19 protein-coding genes are annotated in these 23,377 nt (G+C 54.8%); 9 read left to right on the top strand and 10 right to left on the bottom strand.

Annotated elements, in window-relative coordinates:
* Positions 1–50: 50 nt before the first annotated feature.
* Both SH421x_RS09500 and SH421x_RS09495 read right to left on the bottom strand, forming a co-directional pair.
* Positions 51–2,600: an ATP-dependent Clp protease ATP-binding subunit gene (locus SH421x_RS09500; protein ID WP_488855221.1), complete on the bottom strand. Its 2,550-nt coding sequence runs from the start codon at positions 2,598–2,600 to the stop codon at positions 51–53.
* 71 nt (positions 2,601–2,671) lie between these two features.
* Positions 2,672–3,253: a tetratricopeptide repeat protein gene (locus tag SH421x_RS09495; RefSeq protein WP_488855219.1), complete on the bottom strand. Its 582-nt coding sequence runs from the start codon at positions 3,251–3,253 to the stop codon at positions 2,672–2,674.
* A gap of 355 nt (positions 3,254–3,608) precedes the next feature.
* Between SH421x_RS09495 and SH421x_RS09490 the strand changes: the two genes are divergently transcribed.
* Complete coding sequence (locus tag SH421x_RS09490; RefSeq protein WP_488855217.1) at positions 3,609–4,682, top strand: thiamine phosphate synthase; 1,074 nt, start codon at positions 3,609–3,611, stop codon at positions 4,680–4,682.
* 88 nt (positions 4,683–4,770) lie between these two features.
* On the opposite strand, the gene SH421x_RS09485 is transcribed toward SH421x_RS09490, so the two are convergent.
* Entirely contained in the window at positions 4,771–5,871 is a 1,101-nt protein-coding gene (locus tag SH421x_RS09485; protein ID WP_488855216.1) for a hypothetical protein, read from the bottom strand.
* A gap of 146 nt (positions 5,872–6,017) precedes the next feature.
* Between SH421x_RS09485 and SH421x_RS09480 the strand changes: the two genes are divergently transcribed.
* From SH421x_RS09480 to SH421x_RS09470, 3 genes are all read left to right on the top strand, one after another.
* On the top strand, positions 6,018–7,325 hold the full coding sequence (locus SH421x_RS09480) for an NAD(P)/FAD-dependent oxidoreductase (protein WP_488855214.1): 1,308 nt from the start codon (positions 6,018–6,020) through the stop codon (positions 7,323–7,325).
* A 173-nt stretch (positions 7,326–7,498) separates the two neighbouring features.
* Positions 7,499–7,633, top strand: coding sequence for a hypothetical protein (locus SH421x_RS09475; RefSeq protein WP_488855213.1), 135 nt, complete (start codon positions 7,499–7,501; stop codon positions 7,631–7,633).
* A gap of 1,133 nt (positions 7,634–8,766) precedes the next feature.
* Positions 8,767–9,306, top strand: a complete 540-nt coding sequence (locus SH421x_RS09470) for a DUF423 domain-containing protein (RefSeq protein ID WP_488855211.1) — start codon at positions 8,767–8,769, stop codon at positions 9,304–9,306.
* Between the two features lie 48 nt (positions 9,307–9,354).
* Here SH421x_RS09470 and SH421x_RS09465 read toward each other — a convergent pair whose 3' ends face one another.
* The 7 genes from SH421x_RS09465 to SH421x_RS09435 form a co-directional block, all read right to left on the bottom strand.
* Positions 9,355–9,744 (bottom strand): hypothetical protein, encoded by a 390-nt coding sequence (locus SH421x_RS09465; RefSeq protein ID WP_488855210.1) that lies wholly within the window; start codon positions 9,742–9,744, stop codon positions 9,355–9,357.
* 166 nt (positions 9,745–9,910) lie between these two features.
* On the bottom strand, positions 9,911–10,867 hold the full coding sequence (locus SH421x_RS09460; RefSeq protein ID WP_488855208.1) for a DUF1559 family PulG-like putative transporter: 957 nt from the start codon (positions 10,865–10,867) through the stop codon (positions 9,911–9,913).
* Between the two features lie 544 nt (positions 10,868–11,411).
* A complete protein-coding gene (locus tag SH421x_RS09455; RefSeq protein WP_488855207.1) occupies positions 11,412–12,071 on the bottom strand; it encodes a pentapeptide repeat-containing protein in 660 nt (219 codons plus the stop codon).
* On the bottom strand, positions 12,071–12,370 hold the full coding sequence (locus SH421x_RS09450; RefSeq protein ID WP_488855205.1) for a hypothetical protein: 300 nt from the start codon (positions 12,368–12,370) through the stop codon (positions 12,071–12,073). The genes SH421x_RS09455 and SH421x_RS09450 overlap by 1 nt, the downstream gene beginning before the upstream one ends.
* A 5-nt stretch (positions 12,371–12,375) precedes the next feature.
* A complete protein-coding gene (locus tag SH421x_RS09445; protein WP_488855203.1) occupies positions 12,376–12,636 on the bottom strand; it encodes a DUF4236 domain-containing protein in 261 nt (86 codons plus the stop codon).
* A 36-nt stretch (positions 12,637–12,672) separates the two neighbouring features.
* A complete protein-coding gene (locus tag SH421x_RS09440) occupies positions 12,673–14,040 on the bottom strand; it encodes a hypothetical protein (protein ID WP_488855202.1) in 1,368 nt (455 codons plus the stop codon).
* Entirely contained in the window at positions 14,033–15,091 is a 1,059-nt protein-coding gene (locus tag SH421x_RS09435) for a hypothetical protein (RefSeq protein WP_488855200.1), read from the bottom strand. The genes SH421x_RS09440 and SH421x_RS09435 overlap by 8 nt, the downstream gene beginning before the upstream one ends.
* A 126-nt stretch (positions 15,092–15,217) precedes the next feature.
* On the opposite strand from SH421x_RS09435, the gene SH421x_RS09430 reads away from it, so the two are divergent.
* The 5 genes from SH421x_RS09430 (at position 15,218) to SH421x_RS09410 (ending at position 23,349) form a co-directional block, all read left to right on the top strand.
* Complete coding sequence (locus SH421x_RS09430; protein WP_488855199.1) at positions 15,218–15,718, top strand: RNA polymerase sigma factor; 501 nt, start codon at positions 15,218–15,220, stop codon at positions 15,716–15,718.
* 43 nt (positions 15,719–15,761) lie between these two features.
* Positions 15,762–17,858, top strand: coding sequence for a vWA domain-containing protein (locus SH421x_RS09425; protein WP_488855197.1), 2,097 nt, complete (start codon positions 15,762–15,764; stop codon positions 17,856–17,858).
* A gap of 200 nt (positions 17,859–18,058) precedes the next feature.
* The gene (locus tag SH421x_RS09420; protein ID WP_488855196.1) at positions 18,059–21,199 is read left to right on the top strand and encodes a hypothetical protein; all 3,141 of its coding nucleotides are present in this window, start codon (positions 18,059–18,061) and stop codon (positions 21,197–21,199) included.
* Positions 21,200–21,269: 70 nt separating this feature from the next.
* Entirely contained in the window at positions 21,270–22,304 is a 1,035-nt protein-coding gene (locus SH421x_RS09415; protein WP_488855195.1) for a tetratricopeptide repeat protein, read from the top strand.
* Between the two features lie 214 nt (positions 22,305–22,518).
* Entirely contained in the window at positions 22,519–23,349 is an 831-nt protein-coding gene (locus tag SH421x_RS09410) for a MotA/TolQ/ExbB proton channel family protein (RefSeq protein ID WP_488855193.1), read from the top strand.
* The last annotated feature ends 28 nt before the right edge of the window (positions 23,350–23,377 follow it).

Raw genomic sequence — 23,377 nt, 5'->3', positions numbered from 1 at the left:
CCCGACCAAATTGGCCGGGCTTTCTAATTATCGTTATTAAGAGGCAGTCGTTACTTCGACTCTTCGGTAGGGCCGGCGGTGACCGGTTCGGCTTCTTTTTCGCTTAGCGCGCCTTTGAAGTCGAGTCGGGTCATCTTGCCTTCGTCGTTTTCAACGGCGTCGACGATGATCTGATCCATCCCTTGGAACTCCCCTTTGAGCAGTTCTTCGGACAACGGATCTTCGATCGAATTTTCGATCGTGCGACGCAGCGGTCGGGCGCCAAAGTCGTTGCCTTTGTCGCTTTGATTGCTGCGTTTAATAATCAACTCTTTCGCCTTGTCGGTCAGGATGAGGTCGTAACCCCGTTCGGCCAGACGTTCGCGAACCTTGCTCAGTTCCAGGTCGATGACCAGCTTCAGATCTTCCCGTGTCAGGTGATGGAAGATGATCGTCTTGTCGACGCGGTTGATGAACTCAGGACGGAAGACCTTGCCGATTTCTTCCTCGACGCGATGCTTCATGCTGTCGTATTCGGCGCCTTCTTCCGGAGCTTGGAAGCCGAAAGCCGATTCGTTCTTGATCGCGCCTGCACCTGCGTTGGTGGTCATGATCAAGATGACGTTGCGGAAGTCGACGTTACGACCGAAGCTGTCGGTCAAACGGCCTTCTTCCATCACTTGCAGCAGCATGTTGAAGACGTCAGGGTGAGCCTTCTCGATTTCGTCGAGCAACACCACAGCGTACGGACGACGACGAATCTTTTCGGTCAATTGACCGCCTTCTTCGTATCCGACGTATCCGGGAGGAGCACCGATCAAACGACTGACGTTGTGCTTCTCCATGTACTCGCTCATGTCAATCTGAATGAGCGCGTCGGCGTCACCGAACATGAATTCGGCCAACGCTTTGGCGAGCAACGTCTTACCAACGCCGGTCGGACCTGCGAAGACAAAGCAACCGGTCGGACGCTTTGGATCTTTCAAACCGCTGCGACTGCGGCGAACCGCCTTCGACACCGCTTTGATCGCGTCATCTTGGCTGATGACCTTGCGATGGAGTTCGTCTTCCATCTGCATCAGGCGCATCGTGTCTTCGGTCGTCATCCGGGTCAGCGGGATGCCGGTCATTTTCGAGACAACTTCGGCGATGACTTCTTCATCGACGACGCCATCCTTCTGACGCGACTTCTCTTGCCATTCTTTGATGATCGTTTCTTTTTTCTTCTTCAGCTTGTCGGCTTGATCACGCAGAGCGGCAGCTTTTTCGAAGTCTTGATCGGCGACCGCTTGTTCTTTTTTGCGGTTTAGCGTTTCGACTTCTTCGTCAATTTCTTTCAGATCCGGCGGTCGGGTCATCACGCGTAGACGGACGCGGGCGCCTGCCTCGTCGATCACATCGATCGCTTTGTCCGGCAAGCAACGTCCGGTGATGTAACGATCTGAGTACTCAGCGGCGGCCACAATCGCGTCGTCGGTGATTTGCACGTTATGGTGCTCTTCATACCGATCACGCAGCCCCTTGAGGATCTCAACCGTTTCGTCTTTCGAGGCCGGATCGACCTGAATCTCTTGGAAGCGGCGAGCCAAAGCGCTATCTTTTTCGATGTACTTGCGGTACTCGTCCAGCGTCGTGGCGCCGATGCACTGAATTTCGCCACGCGCTAAAGCAGGCTTCAATACATTCGCCGCGTCGATCGCGCCTTCTGCGCCACCGGCTCCGACCAACGTATGAAGTTCGTCGATGAACAAGATCGTGTTCTTGGCCCGACGGACTTCGTTCATGACCGCTTTAATGCGTTCTTCAAACTGACCGCGATACTTGGTGCCGGCGACCATCATCGCCAGGTCCAATACGACGATCCGCTTTTCGGCCAGTAGTTCGGGGATGTCGCCGTCGATGACGCGTTGGGCGAAACCTTCGACGATCGCCGTCTTACCGACGCCTGCTTCACCCAGCAAAACTGGGTTGTTTTTGGTGCGGCGGCAAAGAACCTGGATGGCGCGTTCGATTTCTCGTTCGCGACCGATCACCGGGTCAAGCTTGCCTTGCTTGGCGAGTTCGGTCAGATCGCGACCAAAGCTGTCCAATGCCGGCGTTTTCGATTTGCTGCCTTTGGCGGCAGCCGGGTCCGAGCTGCTCTCGGGTTGGCCGCGACCTTCACGTCCGCCGTCACCTTCCATGCCGTGACCCAGCAGGTTGAGGACTTCTTCGCGAACGTCTTCTAGTTTCAGACCCAGGTTCATCAAAACCTGAGCGGCGACTCCTTCTTGCTCACGCAGAAGGCCCAGCAAGATATGCTCGGTGCCGACGTAGTTGTGGTTCAGATTACGAGCCTCTTCCATCGAGTACTCGATTACCTTTTTGGCCCGCGGGGTCTGAGGAAGTTTCCCCATGGTGACCATGTCGGGTCCGCTTTGGACGAGTTTCTCGACTTCGAGTCGAATTTTGCGGAGATCGACTTCCAACGTCTTGAGTACGTTGGCGGCGACTCCGCTGCCTTCTTTGATCAGCCCCAGCAAGATATGCTCGGTGCCGATGTACTCGTGGTTGAACCGCTGCGCTTCCTGGTTCGCCAGCTGCATCACCTTGCGAGCGCGATCGGTAAATCTTTCGTACATGGAGTTCAACCTCGCGATGAGTAATAGCGGGTAGTCTGCTTCTCGTATTCTATCGCACTGGGCAAATTGGGCTATGCCGCCTTGGGTGACGTCGCCGCTTTGCTGTGCTCACTTACTTCTGCTTCTGTCTTGGATGCTGCTGGTGACTCGGTCGGTTCGTCACTAACTGCTTGCTCGTCGCTGTCGGCCATTCGATCGGCCAGCAGGCGACGTTCTCTTTGAATCTCTGACCACCAGCGTCCGGCTGCATCCAACTTGGTCAACTTGGCGATCGAATCGAGCGCCGCGTCATATTGTTGCGTATGTCGGTACAAGGTCGCCAGCATCAGACGTGCTTCTGCGTCGCGCGGATCCCGCGCCAGCAGACGAAGCAAAGTTGCTTCGGCCTGATGCCACTGCCCTTGTAAGTATTCGTTTTGGGCCGCGTGAAACAAGGCCTCGACCGACTCGTCGAGCGGTCGAAAACCGCCGCGAGCGACACGATAGATGCTCCATCCGGTCGAAGTCACCCATACAGCAGTGACCACATACCAAATACTGTTACGTATCGTTTCGCCCACGAGCTCTGGCCAAACGCCGTGCAGGATCAACGCTGTATTCAACAACAGCGCGAAACCGGCGGACCACACAAGCCCTTGCCAACGACCAAGCACCCACGTTTCCGTAAGACCTGGCCATAGACAATATATCCATGGCGAATTTAGCATCCCTACCTCTCCAGAAGCGATCGATCTCCACAAGGAGTGACCGGTTGGAATCGCCGTGGAATTCTAACTCGCAAATTAAGCACAAGCAAGGCAACTAAAGAAACGCCATGAACTTACGCACTCTAGGCGAGCCACATCGTTATCTCTCGTGGTGATGATGTTACCGATGCTTCTAGCCTGTGGCTGACCGCACATCACAGCAAACCATGACCCTGGCGCAGGTTACGCAAAATAGTAGCCCTGCTGATGCGATCGCTGGAAGACTTTACAATCGTGATAGCTAATACCCCAGGAAAAACCGATGCAGCACGAACAACAGCCAACCGATGCACATTCGATTGTCGCCGCTTGGCGAGCAATCGACGCCGCCGCCAACCGAGCGGCCGAAGGACTACGGGTTGTCGAAGATTTCGTCCGCTTTGGTTTGGATGATCGTCACTTAACCTCGATCGTGAAAAACCTGCGCCACGATCTAACAACCGCTCTGCACCAGTTTTCGCCCGAAACACTGCACAGCGCAAGAGATACGCAAGCCGATGTCGGCGTCTCCGTCAAAACCGATGCAGAGCTAGCTCGCACCAATCTTACCCAAATTGCCATTTCTAATCTCAAACGGGCGCAGCAGTCGCTGCGAACGCTGGAGGAGTTCAGCAAGCTGGTCCAACCAGCCGTCAGTCCCTCCTTCGAGCAACTCCGCTATCGCAGCTACACGCTAGAAAAAGCGATTACGACCACGCACCAAAACAGCGATCGCCTCGCCGCTGCGCGACTGTATGTGCTAATCGATGGCTGTCAAAACAGCGATATCTTTTCCCAACTTATCCCCCAATTGATCGCCGGCGGAGTCGATATCGTGCAGCTGCGCGACAAGCGACTCGACGATCGAACTTTACTATTGCGAGCACGACAGTTGCGCGAAATGACACGCGAAAGTTCCACTTTTTGCATTGTGAACGACCGTCCCGACATCGCTGCGCTCGCCGATGCCGACGGTGTCCACGTCGGCCAAGACGAGCTCTCGGTGAAAGAAGCCAGGATGATTGTCGGTGTTGGCAGACTGGTCGGCGTCTCAACCCACAGCATCGATCAGGCTCGCCGCGCGGTTCTCGACGGAGCAGATTACATCGGAGTTGGACCGACATTTCCCTCGCAGACCAAGTCGTTTGATCAGTTCCCAGGGCTCGATCTGGTTCGAGAAGTCGCCACAGAGATCCGCTTGCCAGCTTACGCGATCGGGGGAATCACGCTTGAAAATGTTGGACAAGTGGTAGAAGCAGGGCTGTCCCGGGTTGCGGTGAGCGGAGCGGTGGTTGGCTCCCAAGATCCACAAAAAACCGCCAAAGCGATACGCACTCAACTAATGACGACTGGCTAAATCGGTCCAGCTAGAGGACAAGAACGCCGAATGTGCCGCCTTCTAGAGGGCGGCACATTGGTGCAGTTTTCAATATTTTAACCGACGCTTACGGCAGCGCGATCGACTTCAGCGTCCAACTGTTATCAGCGCCTTGCATCACAACCACAGCATCTGCGTCGTTTAGCTTGGCTAGTTGGACCACGCCTTCCCAGTCGGCGATCGTTTCAAACGATTGGCCAGCGGTACCGCCCCCTTTTACCGGTTCAGTCAGACCTTCTTCACGTTCTAGATCTGCGGTGCTGATCTTCATCACGCCGCGCGCGGTGTTGGCCGATAGGAGGTAGGTTTTGCCCTCTTTTTCGTAGACGATCATGTCGATCGGCTGGTTATGGTTGCCCAGTTCTGCGACGGTCGTCCCTTTCACTTTTTCCTGCGATTGCAATTGCTTGACCGGGAATTTCACCAGCGGCGTGCAGGTAAAGCCGGCCAACACGTGAGGTTCGCCGCCGATGGTGAACGGCACGAACGTCCGGATCGCGGCGTAATCTTCGTCACGACCATGTGCGGCGTGGAAGATTTCGATCCGCGACAATTGATCGCCGGTAGTGAAGGGGAAGGGCACGCTGCGAACCGCCGAAGCCCCTTCGCCGGCAGCCAAACCGGTAACAATCACCTGACCATCGGCATAGGCCAGGTCGGTAATCGACTCGTTACGCAGGTTGCGACGACGGCGGCCTTCGCCGCTTAACTCGTCGGCCGGAGCGTCCGATAACTCGACTTGGGCGAACGCGACATCTTTCAATTTCAGTGGCGTAATATTTTGCTCGGCGTCGATTTTGACCAGTGCCGGCTTGTCGCCGGAGATGACCGACAGATAAACGGTACCGGTTTCTGGATTTACCGTGAGATCCGTGATATTCAGTTTATCCGGAGCTCCGCCGATCACTTTCGCCAATTTTTCACGCAACGAGGTGATCTCAAACTTCGCTTTTTCCGGAGCGCCAGGCTTTTCGCCTGTCGCGATGGCGAAAACCGCAGCCGACTTTGGATCACCTACCAACAACACCCCGTCTGGTGCAAAAGCTAGTGGTCCAGAAGATTTTATTTCCGGCGTTCCTTTTTTCAGGCCGTACATTTCGGTGTCGGCAGCATGTAAACCAGCTACCATCATGATGCTGAGCACCATGGCTCCGAGCGCTATTCGCATGTCGAGATCCTTGTTCGAGGCTGCAGGGGGAATTCAAAAAAGTGCCAACCGCGCATGGTTTTGATTATCCCGAATTTGCAGCCCGCTTCAAGGAATTCTAGAAATAGCGACAATGAAAGCCCCGAATTCACCAGTGGAGAACCTGCATGAAGGGCGATACGCATCGAGTTGTGATCATCGGTGGCGGCTTCGGCGGCCTGTATGCGGCGCGCAGTTTGGCGTCGTCACCGGTCAAAGTCCAGCTTGTCGACCGACGAAATTTTCACCTGTTTCAACCGTTGCTGTATCAGGTCGCGACCGGCGGTCTCTCTCCGGCCAATATCGCGGCGCCGCTGCGGCGCATCTTGGTCCGCCAACGCAACACCGAAGTCGTGATGGCCGATGTCGCCGACTTTGATCCCCAAAATCGCAAAGTAATCTTGCACGATGGCGAACTCGAATACGATTCGCTGATTGTCGCAGCCGGCGCCGAAACCGGCTACTTTGGTCATAGCCAATGGGCGAGGCTGGCGCCTGGGCTGAAGTCGATCGAAGACGCGACCGAAATCCGTCGCCGCGTCCTTAGCGCTTTTGAACTTGCCGAACGGACCACCGACCCCACCCTGCGCACCGAACTGTTGACGTTTGTAATCGTAGGCGGCGGACCGACCGGCGTCGAACTTGCGGGAGCGTTGGCTGAGATCTCGCGGCAAACGATGAAGTATGACTTTCGCAACATCAATCCTGCCGACGCAAAAATTATCTTGGTCGATGCCGGCGCACGCGTCCTCTCGCCGTTTCCTGAAGAGCTTTCGGCCAACGCGCTGAAAGAACTGACCAAGCTGGGCGTCGAAGTCCATAACCATCACATGGTGAAGCAGGTCGAAGCCGACGCGGTGATCGTCTCGCATGACGATCAGGACACGACGATCCGCGCCAAAACCATCATCTGGGCGGCAGGCGTTCAAGCATCTCCCCTTGGTCACAAACTAGCCGCACGAACCGGCGCCAAAACCGATCGCGGCGGACGCGTGATTGTGGAGCCTGACTGCACGCTGGCCGAGTATCCCGAGATCTTTGTGATCGGCGATATGGCCAACTTTCCCCACCAAGGCGAGCACCCGCTTCCCGGGGTTGCACCGGTCGCGATGCAACAAGGCAAACACGCCGCCAAAACAATTGTAAACCGCATTCAGGAAAAGCCGACCGATCCGTTTAAATACAGCGATCCCGGCAGCCTGGCGACGATCGGCCGCTCCAAAGCAGTCGCCGTGCTTGGCAAATGGAAATTCACCGGCTTCGTCGCGTGGGTCTTGTGGCTGCTTGTGCACTTGATGCAACTGATTCAATTCGAGAGTCGGCTGCTGGTGCTGATGCAATGGAGCTGGGCCTACTCAACGATGAATCGCTCGGCCCGGCTGATCACCGGAGAAGATTATCGCCAAGAAGAGCTGGACGATATTTTGGGGTCGTGATGCTTTAACAACGAGACAAGCTTCGATCGAAGCCTCACGAGCCCAATCAGTCGCGTCAGCGAATTGAACTCGATTCGAATGGGAGATCGGCGATGGAGAAACGAGAGGCAAATAGGAGATCGATTGCTTTTTTCAATGGCTGGATGCTCATCATCGCATCGCCGATATTCTTCATGATCGCAGCTGGCCGAGGCGCCGAAGAATATGGCGCCCTCGGCATGTTGCTCGGCGTGCCGCTTGGCCTGATTTTTCTCGTCAGCGGCTGGCTCGGCGTCGCCTGGTCGCGACGCTGGCGTCCTTTTCGATAACACGATGCTTGTTCAATTCCCATGCCGTCTCTGCCAGCACGCGATTCCGCTAGACCGGACTGGATCGTAGCGTTTCTCTGAGTGGTCGAGCGAACTGGGCGGCGACGCCTTTTACTGGAGACGCGATCCTAGTGAGTTCTCACAATACGGATGCGGGCTCCCTCCTCCGTATTAGATGAACGAGTGCGCCAGCGCACAGAGATTTCTCGTCTTGTGATTGCAGAGGAAGAAAAAAAAGGGGGGGCAAACCGCCAGCCGATGCCCTGAAGCTGCTAGTGACAAAAGAGAGGAGTGAACGCCGTCGCCTGAAGCAGATCGAACAAACCTGAACCTATTAGTATTTAAAAAGTCGACCAGTCAGGCAACAGGCAAGGCGTCGCAAGATAATCCCTCTGCACTGTGCCCCAGTCGTGATGGGGCCCCAGTCGTGATGGGCAGCAAAGCAGGGCTCTTGCTCGCACGAGATCCCTAGAACCGTCAGGTCATGACAGACTTTAGCGTGAGTCGCTCCGCCGTCTACATGCCTCATCACCGGAGCGATTGGCGATATGCCCTGCAATGCATATCAAGGAACAACCAAGAGGATCGATGAAAGAGTCGTTACCTCAACAAATTCTTAAGAGCATCCAATTTTTGTCAGCACCGGACGTCCTAACATAAATGTTGTGATTTCTAAAGTTGCAGGAATACAGGGATTTAAGATCTTCAAATCGTTGATAACGAAATCTCATTGCGACTTCTCGGCGAAATCTTGATCGAATTGAGCCAAGCGAAAGGCTCTCACATTCATCGATACCCGAATTCTGAAACAACTCCTCCTAGACATCTTGCCTAACAATGTTCGCTTTACGATCTCAAACCTAAAAGAGTCGCCTCCTCCGAAATCAACTTCGCTGCCTCCAGACTGGGCGAAGGACAGTATTAGCGGCGACCGTTGGCTTGAACGGATGCGAACGGTAGAGGCCGGCCTTGGCGCGTTCAAAGAACACTGGATCGAAGCGCTATGGGAGCAAAACAATTTGATACGGCAGCTTGAGATTCGGACTTGCCCCAAACCGGGACTAACAAACACCCCAAACATTACCACCTTATCTCATAAAAGAAGACTATCGCAATAAAGCCCATTTGTTACAATGACCATAAACAACTATACAACTATCTTCTACCCAAATAAGATTAACGTGATACGCTACAATTTAGTTGCCGGGGGAATATTTGGTCTTATCGCAATTCTGGCAGGGGCCATCTTTAGCGATCAAGTAAAACTGCAGCTGGATGAGGCGCTACAGGAGAAAGCGGTCGCGGCTCCGGCCCTATTCAATCCGGACGGAACGATGTCGCGCGACGCTTCGACCCAAATCAGCATTATCGACCGACGCGAAAGTGAAGAAGCCTGGCTGCGATATTTAACTGGCAATTTCTATTTGATGTTCAACGGCCTGGCGATGATCGCGATGGGATTAATCGGCGGACAGTCAAACGGCTCCAAAATCAACTTGGCTGGAGGCGCCTTTTTTACGGCGGGAAATATTCTTTTCGCTCTCTGTATGAGCGCCGCCGCAGCCTTGTCGCTGCCGATGCTCCGAATTCCGATGCCTGTGGGCGCCATTCTATTGGCGGCGGGCTGGGTTTGCCTGATCGTGGTCGCTGTAAAGGCCAAACTTCAGAAGTAGAAACAGCGGTAGGGGAAGCGATCGCAGAACCGCTTCCCCTGGCCACAATTACTTGCTTCGACGCTGGGGCTTTTCTGAAAGCTCGAAGTCAATGACGACGTTGTCGGCAGAGACGTTAACGGTTAAATCACTGTTGTCGATATAGCGCACCGGCACAGGCTTTTCCGCCGTCGCCATGCCGATGATCAGCACGCGCATCTCTCCACCGATACACTCCAGTGAATATTTCCCTTGCGAGACATCACCAAAGACCGTGTATTCTGGCGATGCATCAACCGGGATAAACGTAACATTCGCGGTTTCCACAGGTTTGCCATCTAAGGTAACCATTCCCGAGATCGCATAGACGTCCGGCCCACGCGAGCACCCCGATACTCCCGCGATGACAATCGCCAGTAACGCCAGCAAAACGGTTGATTTTTTCGTCAATTCTAACATGCAATTTATGCGGCATGATGCGAGATCGCACCCTTGGTCCGCCCTCTGAGTGAAAATGAAAGGTCATGTTTCCTGCAACGAAATCTGCTGCGAATCGCTCTTTTGCGGTGAAAACTACAGGGGAACAGCCTGGACAGGCTGCTCGCTAATCGTCAAAGCAACGATTCTAGAACTGCGTGATAACGTTTCCATCGCGGCGATTCGCCAAGTCTTGCAGGGTCGTGTTGCTGATGTTTTTTTGAATGAAAGAAACCGATGCGTCCGCTCGCGAGACCATGACGCCGCCTGGATGCATACTGCGTAGTACGAAGTACCCGCCGTACAGAGTACCGTTGCTACAAGGCTTGTCTTTCGTACTCACGCAATGCGCCGCGGCGTTGATATCTGGCTGATAAAGATTCCAGTTCCCACAGTGGAACATCCCTTCGGCGGCTTGCGAATTCCAATAGTTGGCGGTCGTGTCGTAGACCGTTGCGGTTGGGCCGTCAGGCTCTCCCTGAACGCATTCTCCCATCATGAGCGTATTGCTGGTTCCGTCCACAATATCGCGAAATTTAATCCCCGACTTCGTATAAAACAGCCCGGTTATTCCGCTGCCCACGTGGTTGTTAATCCCGGCGATAGAAGTGTTCGAATTCCCTAGATAATTTCCCTGAAAACCATCGTGACCAATCTTCCCACCGTTGGGATCGGACGGACAAACAAATCCGCTGACGACCGTGTTACGCACCGTCGCATCGATGCTGGTTGTCGGCATGCTCAGCATGTCAGTTTTGATCGCATCGTACATCGCCGATTGTTCGACAAAAGGCAAAATGCACTGGAACCAACTTGTTCCATTGGGATAGACGCCAGCGTCAGACAGTCCGTAGTAGGGAAAGTTGAAAATGCCATAGCTAAATTGTCCGTACGGCAACGACTGATGCGTGTCGTGATAGTTGTGCATCGCCAGACTAATCTGCTTTAGATTGTTGGTGCAGCTAATGCGACGAGCAGCTTCGCGAGCCTGCTGGACTGCAGGCAAAAGCAGGGCAATTAAAACGCCAATGATTGCGATCACCACCAACAACTCAACCAACGTAAAGGCGAAACGGCGGCGACCGCCGACACTACTGGTCTGCATAAGAGCTTGTCCCTGAGTACGTGAGGAAGAAATAGCTGAACGCCAAATGCGTACAGCGATAGCTGCGGAAACGTGGGGACATGATGGAGAATTGCACTGCTTCAGTGGGGCAGTTGCCAAGATACGAACGGGACCAATCAGCATCCATACCTCTGGCTGGGGTCCGACTGCAGCAATCACTGGAATAGCAAACTTTTATTTACTTGCAAATTATCTACTAAGTCGTGCGAGAACGATTTACTCTGACGTTATTTGTCAAAAAGACGCGGAGAATATCCGATTAATTCATCATTTTGCTAGGTACGGCGGTGTTCTGCGCGGCTTCAGCAAATTGAAATCGGCGCAAGATATTACGCGCAACATCGTCGCAACACCTGGAATTTGGCGACATATATTTTGACTTTTTCAATATCTGGGAAAAAGAAGAAGCCAGCGACCCAACTTTTCACGTCAGAACGTGTAATGGCCCCTTCAAGCGCACCAGGAAAAAAGAGAGTGCGATAGAGGACCGCCCCAAACGCCTTGTCACACCGCGCAACACCAGCTACTCGATCACCACATCCAACAGCGGCGCCAACTGCAACCAACCCGCCGCGTCGATCTTCAGCTTGCGGAGATCTTCCGCCGCGGCGCCGAGGTCGGTGAGATCGCAGCGGGCGATTTTGGTTTCGGTGAAGCGAGCGCCGTAGAAGCGGCTGCGGCGTAGGCGGCTGTCGGCCCACTCGACGGCCTCAAATTGAACCAGATCAAACTCGGCGTCGCTCAGTTCGCAATCCTCAAACCGGCAGTTCTTGAGCCGAGCGCCGCGCCAGGTGCAAAACGAGAGATTGCACTTGGTCAGCATCACGTTGCGCCAGGTCGATTCGCTAAAATCGACGCCGACTAGCTTAGCGCCGATCAGCTCGACTTGCTGAAAATCACTGCCTGGCATTCGGGCGTTGGAAAAATCACAAGTCGACGCTTTCACGTCGCGGAGCGCGAGCTCAGGCAACTTGGCCTGAGGCCAGCTGACTTGGTCGAGTCGTGATTCGGAAATCGTCAGCCGATCCAGCAGCGCAGCCGGGCGATCTCCGCGAATCCAGAGCCGGTCATGGTCTTGATCAGCCTGGATCGTAACGAGAGAGCAGGGGACTAGCTGGTCATCGTCAGGCAAATCAGGAGCGAGCAGCCCATTTCCACTGGTCCTGCTACGTATTTTCGCCACTATTCGTCTTCGTCGTTGGATGAAAAAGTCCCGATCAGATCACCTTTGACGACGGTGAACGACAAGTTCTTTTCGTCCAAGCTGACGGCTGGCAACAGCTCTTCGTCAATCTTGTGCAGCAACTTTTCGACACTGTCCGAGTCGGTCAGCGAGGGCTCGAGCAAAACCAGCGATCCAATCACGCTGCCGCTGGTCAAGAAATGAAGATCAAACATGCCGACTTCGGCATTGTCGACGCCCAACAATACAAACCGCTCGGAACTATCGGTACGCACCATGCGAACAAATTGAATATCCATGTTCTTTACCTAATCGTTGGTTTGCGTTTGTACGTTCTAGTTTTCTTTTTCGCAGGCTGACTGAAATCGATCAGCGACATCAACGTCTTGCCCGACTTTTGATAGCGAAATCCAGTCCCCGGCAGACCGGCCGAAATATATTTGCGACCGCTGGCGCTCATGCCGCCGCGAAACCCGGGGAATCCCAGCGAAAAACCGACGCCGCTTTTGCTGAAATTAATCCGCAGCGGCCCCAACGAGATGGATTTGCGATAGGACCAACCCAAGACAGATCTCCGCGCAAAGTGACGACGACCAATGTTTTACCGTCGTTTTCGCTTTGTCGCCAGCATTACTCCGGCGCCAATCCCCAAACTCGAAGCAATCACCGCGAATATCAGCACCCAGACGGCAATCGAATTCACCTCCGCCTCGGTGGCGCCCTCGATCTCGATCGGGCGATTGACCATCAGAAGTGGGCTGATTTGCCGACGATCAGGATCGTCCGTCGACATAAATGGAGTTCGATAGGCCCAGTCTTTGTAAAAGATGCAATCGGCCGTTAATTGCAGATGCAAATCGTCGCTCACGCTGGCGCCGACCGGCAACTCACGCGAACATAGGACGACCGGGTACGAGTCTCGAAATTCTTTTCGCGTTGTCGTGTCGGCATGAGCCTGCGAAACAATCGGCGCATCGAGCGGGACAAACAGATTGATCTCGTAATAGTGGTCAAAGCCGCGGCGGCGAGCCGTTTCTTCATCGACAACAATCTTGGTGATCCGCGGGACCGAGCCGGTTACTCGGACCGCTGCGCCGCGATACTTCTCAGGCTCCGTCAACAGTTGCGGCAACGAGATCGGAGTCACCGCTTGAGCGAGTTGCTCGGCTGGGATCGTCCCAATCGCAGCCATACATTGATAGAACGATTCGTTTTCGCGTCCGGTAAACGAGCTGCGATCGCGAACCGCGTCAAACTCCCCGATATCCACTCCTTGCGCGGCCAACAACACTTGACCGGCGTTGACGCCGAGCGCCGGATTCAGCTGATCGGGATGCCAGGAAACTCGCTGCGTCACTGCGGCAATCGTTACCTCGGGGGCATCGATCGGCGTGGTTCGTTTCAAAAAGTAAGCCGCCGCGCTGATCGGCTGATCAATCGAGCCGGCCGGCTTGTCGACTAAAGCTTGAAACCGCGCCGGAATCGTCAGCGAGTATAAGATCACTCGCTTCACGGCAAGCGTATCATTGCCGCTGGGAATCACCTCTAACGCATAAAAATCTTCCAGATCATAGGCGGCGCCCAATTCGGGCAGTAGCGGCCGACTCTCGATGCTGACGACTCGTCCGACCAGCAAAAAGCTATCCAACCGCGACTCAGCGGGCTGCTCGGCAAAGGCCTGCCAAGCAGGTTGGATCTGCAACCAGCCTTCGATCTGCTTTGGCTTGGGGCGACGAATCCGCGAAAGAAGACGAATCAGCGGCTCTTGCTCGGCGTCGTCAATCGGCTCGCCATCGTCAAACATTTTGTAATAGCTTTCGTCGAAACCGATTCCGGCCATGAACCCCTGCGGAGTCGACAAATCAATCTCGGCTACCTCCGGCACATCAGCGCGACTGTTGGCCGGCAGCGCACTCAACAGTGCCACAAGGATGAACAGGCTTGAGAAGATTCGAGCAGGGCTATTCATGATCTGTTCCCTCACTTTCGGACTTGCCTGACCGCTTCGCCAGATTTTCAGCGACGATCCGCAATTGATCGCGCACCGAGACCCCGGGATCTAACTCGTCTGCTTCGGCCCGAAACTTGTCAGCCTTGCGCTCGCGAATCTTTTGCTCGACCGCCGAATCCGAGTCGTTGCTTTTGCGAAAGATCAACGTCGCAATGATTAGCGCTGCAATCACGGACGCCGTCACGCCGAGCATCATATTCCCGATCGAAAAGGGACGAACCGGCGGGGGAGGAGTCCAAATGATCCCTTGGGTCAGCAGCAGTGGAGCCGTGAAAATGCCCCCTTTGCCGGCATACAACCAACGTTTGAAGAAGATGCCCACAATCGTGACACGCTCACTCACCTCCAGGTGGGTCGGAAACTGATCGGGCAATCCCAACGCATAGATGACCATCGGATTAGCGTCAGCTCCCGAGAAGAGCCAGATCTGCCAAAGGTGATCGACTCCCAAGTCTTTGACCTCGGCATCGACGCGGACAACGCGCTTCACAACGCCGGAGACCGCGACTAGCTTGCCCCGATACTCATCGGGCTGACGATACAACTGGGCAAACTGAACCGGTTCAGCCTGAGATGGCGTTAGCAACTCTGGGGGCGTTTTCCGCAGTGCGAAAAAGATATCGCGCCACGGTTCAAACTCTGTTTGACGAAAGAAAGTATCGTCTTGAATCTTGGCAAGCTGCTCTGCGCTGATCGCCGGCTTACTTGGATCAAGTTTTGCGCCGGTGCGATTCATCGTAAACGGCGTAGGGGGAACAACCCGAAACGCGTCTTCGTCTGGCTGATCCTCCACCGCTCTGCGGGGAACGCGCGTGTCGATCGGTTCGACTTCCACTGCCGCTTGTGGGACTCCGCCAAAAAATTTCCGCCAGGTTTCGGGTTGAGCCGCCTGATAAATCAGGGCAATCGTCAGCGTCAACGCCCCCGAGATCAAGAGGAGGCGCACCTGCTCTCGGCGAGCGAAATAATTGCGGGGAGGGCGTTTAGGGGGAGAATCCGAGTCGTTCATACTCTCTATCTTATCGTCCTCCACAGCGGGAAAAGCGACTTTGGCGTAAATTCAGCGGCAAAAAACCACCATTATGATATGATAAAGGTTTCCTTTCTGAACCATGGGCCGTCGGAGTTTTCCGCGTTGCCGATCTCCTCTGAGCAGTTTGAGCGACTCATTCACGAGCACAGCCCGGCGCTATATCGCGTCGCGTTTCGGATGCTTGGTGATCGCCAATTGGCGGAGGATGTCCTGCAGGATGCGTTTCGCTCAGTCTGGACCGGGCGCGCCAAACTTGATCCCGAGCGGAGCGAGCGTGCGTGGCTCGCTTCGATCTTACGCCGTCGAATCATCGATCGCTGGCGAAAAAAGAGTGAAGTCAAATGCGTCGGCGACTCCGAAACGCTTGATCGAGCCTCGTTTGATTCCGATCCCTTTGGAGACGAACTAAGCGTCGAAATGCAACTGGCCCTCGATCGTTTGCCGACGGAGCTTCGAGAAACGCTCCTGCTGGTGGTGGTTGGTGAGTTAACTCACCGCGAAGCGGCGGAGACGCTGGGAGTGCCGCTCGGAACCGTTCTTTCACGCGTGAATCGAGCTCGTGGGCGACTACGGGAATATCTTTCGGCTCGTCAATCGAAGTGACAGATAGCAAAACTTCTCCTTTAATGCGGAGCATTCCCCCCTGGTGGATACCCCGAATCCACAATTTGACGATTTTGACGACGTCCTCCGCCGTACGCCGACGCCGCCCGATTTGGCTGCGCGCATTCAGGCGGCGGCTCAGCTCCCGTTAAGCGATACCGAATTTGACGACGCACTGCGTGATGTGGCCGTTCCTCTGGGTCTGCAGCAGCGAATCTTGCAGGGTTCGCTGATTGACTTACAGGTTTCGCAGGTAGAGCGGGCCGATCGCGACCCCCAAAACCGGCCGGCCGGTTCACGTTCGGCTTGGCCCCGAGTCCTCGCTTGGGGAACTGCGGCTTGCTTGTTGCTATCGTTCTCGGTGGCGCGTTGGTATCCAGCGGACTTGTCGACGAGGAACTTTTCGACGGACCAGTCGCCGCAACTGACCTCGACCGTCCCGGACGGTTCTGGCGATTCGCGCCAACAGCTCGGTTGGCTCGGTCCGCAACCGCTCGAAATCGCCAAAGCAGAACTGCCGCTGGGGGAATGGCCTGATTCGTCTCTCGCAACCACCCAGATGATTGCGTCGAGGATTGATTTTCAGAGGCCGCCAGCTCCTCTGGATGAGAAACTGGTTCATTTAGCTTCGGACCTACCTGACAATTTAATGGCCGACGCGTTTCTGATGCGTTGGAAACCGCTTGGCGCCCGGCCGCTGATAGACGCTGCGCCGCGTGAAATTCATCGTGCCCCGTCTACCGATCAACAAGCCGAATATTTTTCGCTCGCAGCTGGCTTCGATCGTCAATTCCTATTGCGAGAAGAAGAACAGCCCTTCGTTTCGCTTCCCAATCCAAAACTTAATTCGATCACGCCTCCCCTGGTCGCAGCCGACAGCTGGCGCGAAGTGATCCATCGGGTGACCAGCGACAGCGGCGTGAGCCAACCAATTCGCTTGGAAGAGCTTGCCGCCCTGGGAGGTAGTCTATTTATCGAAGCGGATCGCAGTAAGATTGCGCTGCGCACCGCCGCTGGCCCGGCGGTGTTCGCCAATTCTAGCGTGCAAATGTTGCAAGTTGGCATGGTCGCCGGCAGCGCCGACATCGTCGATCGTCCGCCAAGCCATCTAACAATCGCAGTCGATTTGACTGCCGACATGCTGCACAGTGGGCGCTGGGAAAGTGTGAAAGAGGCGTTGGGCGAGTTGATTGAGCGCATGTCGCCGTACGATACGGTTTCGCTCGTCTGCATCGACGAATTTAGTCATACGCTGGTTGAAGATGCGACGGTGGTCGATGCAGACGCTTGGCGCGTGACGCTGCAGCAATTGAAACCGAATGATAGCGATTGCCTCGCGGAAGGAATTCGCTTTTCGTCGGCCGTTGCGCTGCGAACTTCGTCGTTTGGTGACATCCGCCGTCCTTTGATTGTGATCTCGGACCGGTTTGATCGTCTGGGTGAGGCTGACCGTAGCGAATTAAAACCGTTGATTGACGACGCCAACTCGCAACAAGTCGACTACCACTGGTTTGCGATTGACGCCAACGAACAATATCAACCGGTCGCGAAGTTCTGGAGCGAAAACGGCTCGTGCTTCACCGGCGACCACCAGCGCCCTATCCTGCACAAGCTAGAACAAGTCATCTACGGGCAGTCAACCTGCTTGGCCACTGACATTCGCTTGACGGTTCACTGGAATCCCAAGAGCGTTGCGTCGTACCGACTGGTTGGTTGCCAGGTCGAAGCGGCTGCGATGGGCGCAGGCCAGGCTCCTGTAGAACTGCATGGCGACGATGCGGCCGCCACCCTGTTTGAATTAGTTTTGACGCCGGAAGGTCCGAACGAAGTTGCTCGGATTGAAGCGACCTGGCGCGATCCAGCGACCAGCCAAGTCAAAACCGAGATCCAGGTCGTCAGCCGCTTACAATTTGCCCCCTCGTGGGAGGCGTCACCACTTTCGCTACAAGCGGCTCAACTAGCGGTTCAGGCTGGCGGGCTCATGCGTGAATCCTATTTTGTGCGTCAGCGAGGAGGTGATTCAGGAGAATTAGCTTCGCTGTTACAGCGGGCCAACCGTCAATTGGCCCGGCGTCCGGAGTTTGCTTACCTGGAACAATTGGTGCGAGCGACGGAAAGACGCCGAACAAATGGATTTTAGATGACAGATGCAGTTGAATGATCGGCTGCGCAGGTATAAGTTAAAAATAGACACCAAACTGGCCATGTTGCGGTACAGTTTTTGCCAATATCAGACGCTTTTCGCTTTTCACTGGTAAGTTAGACAAGCCTCGCGATCGAGTCGGTTCCTCCTCTTCGCTCGTTTCGCTTCGCATTTCGCGACCAGCAAGGATTCTATCAATGCCTCTGTGGGTTCAACGTTTTAGCTTGACGTTCGCGCTGGCGATGCTTTTTTTGGCTCCCTTATCCGCCGAAGAACAGCGTGAAGCGTTCTTGGATGGATTGATCGAGCGGGGATATTACGATCCAGCGATGTGGTACATCGAACAGCTTGAGCAATCACCCAAGACTCCAGCCGCGATGAAAGCAACGCTTTCTTATCGTAAAGCGACTGCTGAGTTGGAAGTGTCGCGAACGCATCGTAATCCCACGACGCGCAAACAGCTGCTTGATCAGGCCGACGCCAACTATGCGGCCTTCGTAAAAGCCCAGCCCAACCATGACAAGACGATCGACGCTCGGATGCAGCGCGGCGCCATCATGCTGGAACATGCGAAGCTGGATGAGCTATTGGCCGATCGTGAAAAAGAAGAGGCGGCGAAAAAACCACTGCTGGATGATGCGACCAAGCAATACGATGCCGCCCGCAAGGTCTATCAAGACGCGATCCAACAAATCAAAGACGCACTCGCCGCGATACCTAACACACTCGATCCGAAAAGTGACGCCAGCAAGATCGACCATCGCAATGATCTGCGCGCCGCTTACGTTCGCGCCCATCTGCTGGCGGCGACTTCGCTGTATGAAAAAGCGAAAGTTACGCCCGATGCGAAAAAGAAGAAAGAGATCCTGACAACCGCCGCCAAGGAATTTGACGAAATTTTTGGCAAGTATCGGCAGTTTCTCTCGGGTCTCTATGCTCGGCTGTATCAAGCCGAATCCGAATTGGCTTTGGGTGATTCTAAAAAAGCGGCGACGACAATTCAAAACGACTTGATGATCATCGGCGATCAACCTGCCGACATTCGCTTGCTTAAACTCAAATCGGTCAAGCTGCTGACCAAATGCTGGCTGACGGATAAACCGCCCAAATACGAGCAAATCATCAAAGTAACCGGTGAGTGGTACGACGCCCAGCAATTACGCATCAACGAAGACCGTGATCCAGAATGGATCGAATTGAAGCTAATGCTGGCTCAAACCTACCAGGGGGTCGCGCCGAAACTGGAGAAGAAAGAAGACAAAGCGGAAGCATTGAAGCGCGCCGTCAAACTGGCCGTTGACGCCAGCAAATATCCGAGCTCGTTCCAGAAAGACGCACTGGCGCTGCGGACCGAGTTGCAAGGCGCCGACGCCGCACTGGCCGTGAATGACAAGCCGCCGGAGACCTTCCAAGAAGCCAGCGAAGCTGGTCGTGCTGCGATGCAAGAAATCGCGGCGCAAAACTTTGTAATTACCAAACTGAAAGAGCAGCTCGCCGCCGCCAAAACGCCAGCCGAAAAAACAGACCTAACAGGACAAATCGAAACCGCCGAAGCGAGCCTTACCAAATCATTTGAAGCGGCAGGCAATTACTTTCGTATGGCCTTGGGCAAAGCGGATATTGATGCGTCCAGCGACGAGCTAAACGTGATTCGCTATAACTTGGCGTTTCTCGATTTCCAAAAGAAGGACTACTACCGCACTTTGGTTCAGGCCTCCTTTGTCGCCAAACGCTATCCGACCAGCGCCAGCGCCAAGGCCTGTTCTAAATTGGCGCTCGCATCAGCTTTGTTGAATTACCAGGAATCGAAGAGCGAAAAGAAAGATTTTGAAGTCTCTCAGGTTCAGAAGATTGTGAACTTTATCGCCAGCCAATGGGCCGGCGATCCAGAATCCAACGATGCGTTGGCGACGCTGGTCGGATTTGAAGTCACGCAAGGCCAAATTGACGCGGCCGAAAAAACGTTGGCCAAAATTCCGGAAGACGCGCCGGTTCGCTCTGAAGCTGAGCTGAAGCTGGGGCAAACCCTCTGGGCCAACTACCTACGCGGCATGAACGCACGACGCCAAGCGACTGCCGATGGAGACGCGAGCAACGCCCCATCCGAAGCCGAACTCAACACGCTGAAAGAGAAGGCGCAAAAAATCTTGTCCGACGGAGTTGCGAAGTTCGCCGGCAAAGCGGCCGACTACAGCTACGTGATCGCCGCGTTGTCACTGGCGCAAATATATACCGACATCGGCGAGCCAGCCAAGGCGTTTCCGCTGCTTGAAAAAAAGGACGTCGGCTTGCTGACTCTGGTGGAAGCAAACTCGGACGCTGTCTCACGTCCCGGTTTATCCGAACTCGTTTACAAAGCGGCTGTGCGGGCCTACATCTCGGCCTTACCGAATGTCAAAAGCCAAGCCGAAACCGATGCGTTGATGACCAAAGCAGAAGCAGCCATGACGCAGTTGAAGTCGCTGGTCGGCGAAGATGAAGCTGGCCAGAAGCGTCTTGTAGCGGTCTACATCTCGCTGGCTCGCGACCTGCAAACCCAGCTTGAGAATGCTCCGCCGGCGCAGAAGAAGGCGTTATCGAGCGGTTTCGAGGCCTTTTTGAATCGTGTTGGCGAGTCGACCAACGACCCCATGGTTTTGAACTGGGTCGGCGAAACCTTCTATGGCCTGGGCGCAAGCATGAAGGATGATCCCGCCGCAAAATCCGACGCCAATGGGTTCTTCAACAAAGCGATCACCATTTACGAACGCGTACTAAAAGAAGGCGCCTCGGCCAATCCGCAATTGCTACTGCAAGTCAAAGTCCGTCTGGCCGCCGCGCGAGCCGGCTTGGGCGAATTTGAACCTGCGCTGCAAACCTACGCCGAAGTCCTGCGTGAAAATCCAATGATGGTCAACGTGCAAGTCGATGCCGCGAAAATGCTGTACGACTGGGGGATCGCCAAAAATGAAGCACGTAAATTTGGCGAAGCAATCCAAGGCGCCGAACCCAACGACAAAAAACAAAACGTCATCTGGGGTTGGGGCCGCATCCAATCGGTACTGACCAAATACGCCTCGAAAGACGCCAACCAGCCAACCTATCGCGAAGCCTTCTTCGAGGCGCGATACAACATGGCTTTGGCTCGTTTTCAGTATGCGACACGGCAGACGACCGATGACGCCAAGCAAAAGTTCACTGCGATGGCCGAGAAAGACATTCTCGCCACCGAGTTCGCCTATCCTGACATGGGCGGCGACGCTTGGCGCCCTCGCTTTGACGCGCTGCTTAAGAAAATCCAAGCTGCTTTGAGAAAGCCCACGGTTGGTCTCGCCAAACAAGCAGCAGCCGATTCCTAAACTACTCTCATCACCTAATTCTCACCTACTAAGAGCCGAATTTCAGCTCAAAAATATCTGGAGCGACAAGATGCGAACTACCCGTCGATTCCTTTGCCTCACGCTGATTGCAGCGTTGACCGGCAGCCTGTTGACCAGCTTTGCTGCCGCCGATCAAATCCGTACCGAATCAGGCGGACAATCGGGCATGATTGTTAGCAGCACCAAAGACGCGTTGGTCATGAACAAGTCAGGTTCACCGGTGGAAGTCCCGGTTGAAACCATCGTATCCGTCTCGTTTGACGACGAGCCTTTCCCCCTGAAACAAGCACGGCAAGATGCGGCCAATGGACAATTGCAAGACGCCCTGGATCGCTTGAACAAACTCGAACCCTCAGGCACCGAACTGGTGAAACAAGAAAGCGAATTCTTGAAAGCCTATTGCACCGCTCGCTTGGCGCTAGCTGGCTCAGCCGATCAAAAAGAAGCGACCAATTTGTTGTTCAAGTTCGCGCAAAGCGCACCGAATAGCTGGCACTTTTATGAAACGGCCGAACTGCTTGGCGACTTGGCCGTCGCCCAACAACAGTATGACCGTGCGACCCAATACTACGGCAGTATCGCCAGCGCCAAATCGGCCGACTTTCGGGCTCGCGCTCGCGTGTTGGCCGCTCGGGCCTTGATCGCCCAAGGAAAGTTCGACGAAGCAAGCAAGATGTATGACGAAGTCCTCGCAATTCAAGCCCCATCGAGCGGCGTCGCTCGCCAAAAGGATTTCGCCATCGTCGGCAAAGCGATTTGCTTGGCCGAACTAGGCAAACCGGCGGAAGGCGTAAAGATGATTGAACCAGTCCTTGAGCGGGCCAACCCGAAAGACGTCGATCTTTTCTCGGCCGCATACAATGCTCTCGGCCGCTGCCACCAGAAAGCAGGGCAACCCAAGGACGCGTTGTTAGCCTATCTCCACACCGACATTCTGTTTTATGGCAATCCAGAGATGCATGCCGAGGCCCTCTATTACCTGAGCAAGCTTTGGAAAGAAGTGAACGACCCCGACAAAGGAGTCGCCGCCTACGATCTGCTCCGTTCGCGTTACGCTGGCAGTCGCTGGGCCAGCATGAATTAAGCCGGGAATAAATTTCCTCCAATTGCACGAAAACAACGTAACCACACTCACTGGACCTGATTGTCGGTCTGGCTCCAGTGATTAGACTGAGAAGTTCGCCGTCACGGCATTTGCCGACAAAGCATGACACCTATCGCTGGTCACCCTTTCGGCCGGCAGATTTCTTTTCGCCCACACATCCCACATATTCGATCTAACTCGAACGGAGCGTCCGATGATCGCAGGGTCGTCCCTAGTTTCTCGCTGGCTATTTCCTGTGATTGCGGCTTTGGCCGTAATTTGCGTGACGGCCGGTCCGCTGCTATCCACTTCGTGGGCCCAAGATGCAGCGGCTGAACCCGCTGCAGAACCTGCCGCCGCCGCTCCAGCGGCAGACGCGCCTGCCGCAGGTGCTCCCGCCGCCGAGCCGGCGCCTAAAAAGATGGACGCACTGACCTGGACCATGACCGCGCTCAGTTACTACTTCTTCATCTTCCTCGCGATCTCGGTGATCTTCGTTGCGTTGTTCGTGATGAACTTGCTGAATGCACGTCGCGACAATGTCGTGCCGTTGCATCTGGTCGAAAGCTTTGAAGCCTGCCTCGAAGAGAACAAAGTGCAAGAAGCCTACGACCTGGCCAAAGAAGATGACACGTTCCTGGGCAAAGTGCTCTCGGCCGGTCTCGAGAAAGTCTCGCTGGGCTATGACAAAGCGATCGAAGCGATGCAGGAAGTGGGCGAAGAAGAAAACATGAAACTCGATCATCGTCTCAGCTACTTGGCGCTGATTGGTTCGCTCAGCCCGATGATTGGCCTGTTTGGTACGGTCGACGGGATGATTCGCGCGTTTAGCGTGATCGCACTCGGCGGCTCTACCCCGGATCCGGCGGACTTGGCCAATGGTATTTCGACCGCGCTCATGACAACGCTGGTCGGTCTGGCGATCGCAATTCCGGCAATCGCCGCCTATAGCATTCTGCGCAATCGGGTTGATCGCTTGGCGCTAGAAGTTGGCATCACCAGCGAAGGTCTGATGAGCCGCTTTCAAACGGCTGGTCGCAAGTAAGTCCTGCTGAAACCGATCACCTCAAAAG

The organism is Blastopirellula sp. SH421 (genome assembly GCF_057808535.1).
Note: the sequence above shows the minus strand (reverse complement) of the source record. Positions and strands in the feature narration are given on the sequence as shown.

Excerpts from the sequence above, each read along its gene's own strand:
- SH421x_RS09500 (WP_488855221.1), bottom strand. The coding sequence starts at position 2,600 with ATGTACGAAAGATTTACCGATCGCGCTCGCAAGGTGATGCAGCTGGCG.
- SH421x_RS09490 (WP_488855217.1), top strand. The coding sequence starts at position 3,609 with ATGCAGCACGAACAACAGCCAACCGATGCACATTCGATTGTCGCCGCT.
- SH421x_RS09485 (WP_488855216.1), bottom strand. The coding sequence starts at position 5,871 with ATGCGAATAGCGCTCGGAGCCATGGTGCTCAGCATCATGATGGTAGCT.
- SH421x_RS09480 (WP_488855214.1), top strand. The coding sequence starts at position 6,018 with ATGAAGGGCGATACGCATCGAGTTGTGATCATCGGTGGCGGCTTCGGC.
- SH421x_RS09475 (WP_488855213.1), top strand. The coding sequence starts at position 7,499 with ATGATCGCAGCTGGCCGAGGCGCCGAAGAATATGGCGCCCTCGGCATG.
- SH421x_RS09470 (WP_488855211.1), top strand. The coding sequence starts at position 8,767 with ATGACCATAAACAACTATACAACTATCTTCTACCCAAATAAGATTAAC.
- SH421x_RS09465 (WP_488855210.1), bottom strand. The coding sequence starts at position 9,744 with ATGTTAGAATTGACGAAAAAATCAACCGTTTTGCTGGCGTTACTGGCG.
- SH421x_RS09460 (WP_488855208.1), bottom strand. The coding sequence starts at position 10,867 with ATGCAGACCAGTAGTGTCGGCGGTCGCCGCCGTTTCGCCTTTACGTTG.
- SH421x_RS09450 (WP_488855205.1), bottom strand. The coding sequence starts at position 12,370 with ATGGATATTCAATTTGTTCGCATGGTGCGTACCGATAGTTCCGAGCGG.
- SH421x_RS09440 (WP_488855202.1), bottom strand. The coding sequence starts at position 14,040 with ATGAATAGCCCTGCTCGAATCTTCTCAAGCCTGTTCATCCTTGTGGCA.
- SH421x_RS09435 (WP_488855200.1), bottom strand. The coding sequence starts at position 15,091 with ATGAACGACTCGGATTCTCCCCCTAAACGCCCTCCCCGCAATTATTTC.
- SH421x_RS09420 (WP_488855196.1), top strand. The coding sequence starts at position 18,059 with ATGCCTCTGTGGGTTCAACGTTTTAGCTTGACGTTCGCGCTGGCGATG.
- SH421x_RS09415 (WP_488855195.1), top strand. The coding sequence starts at position 21,270 with ATGCGAACTACCCGTCGATTCCTTTGCCTCACGCTGATTGCAGCGTTG.
- SH421x_RS09410 (WP_488855193.1), top strand. The coding sequence starts at position 22,519 with ATGATCGCAGGGTCGTCCCTAGTTTCTCGCTGGCTATTTCCTGTGATT.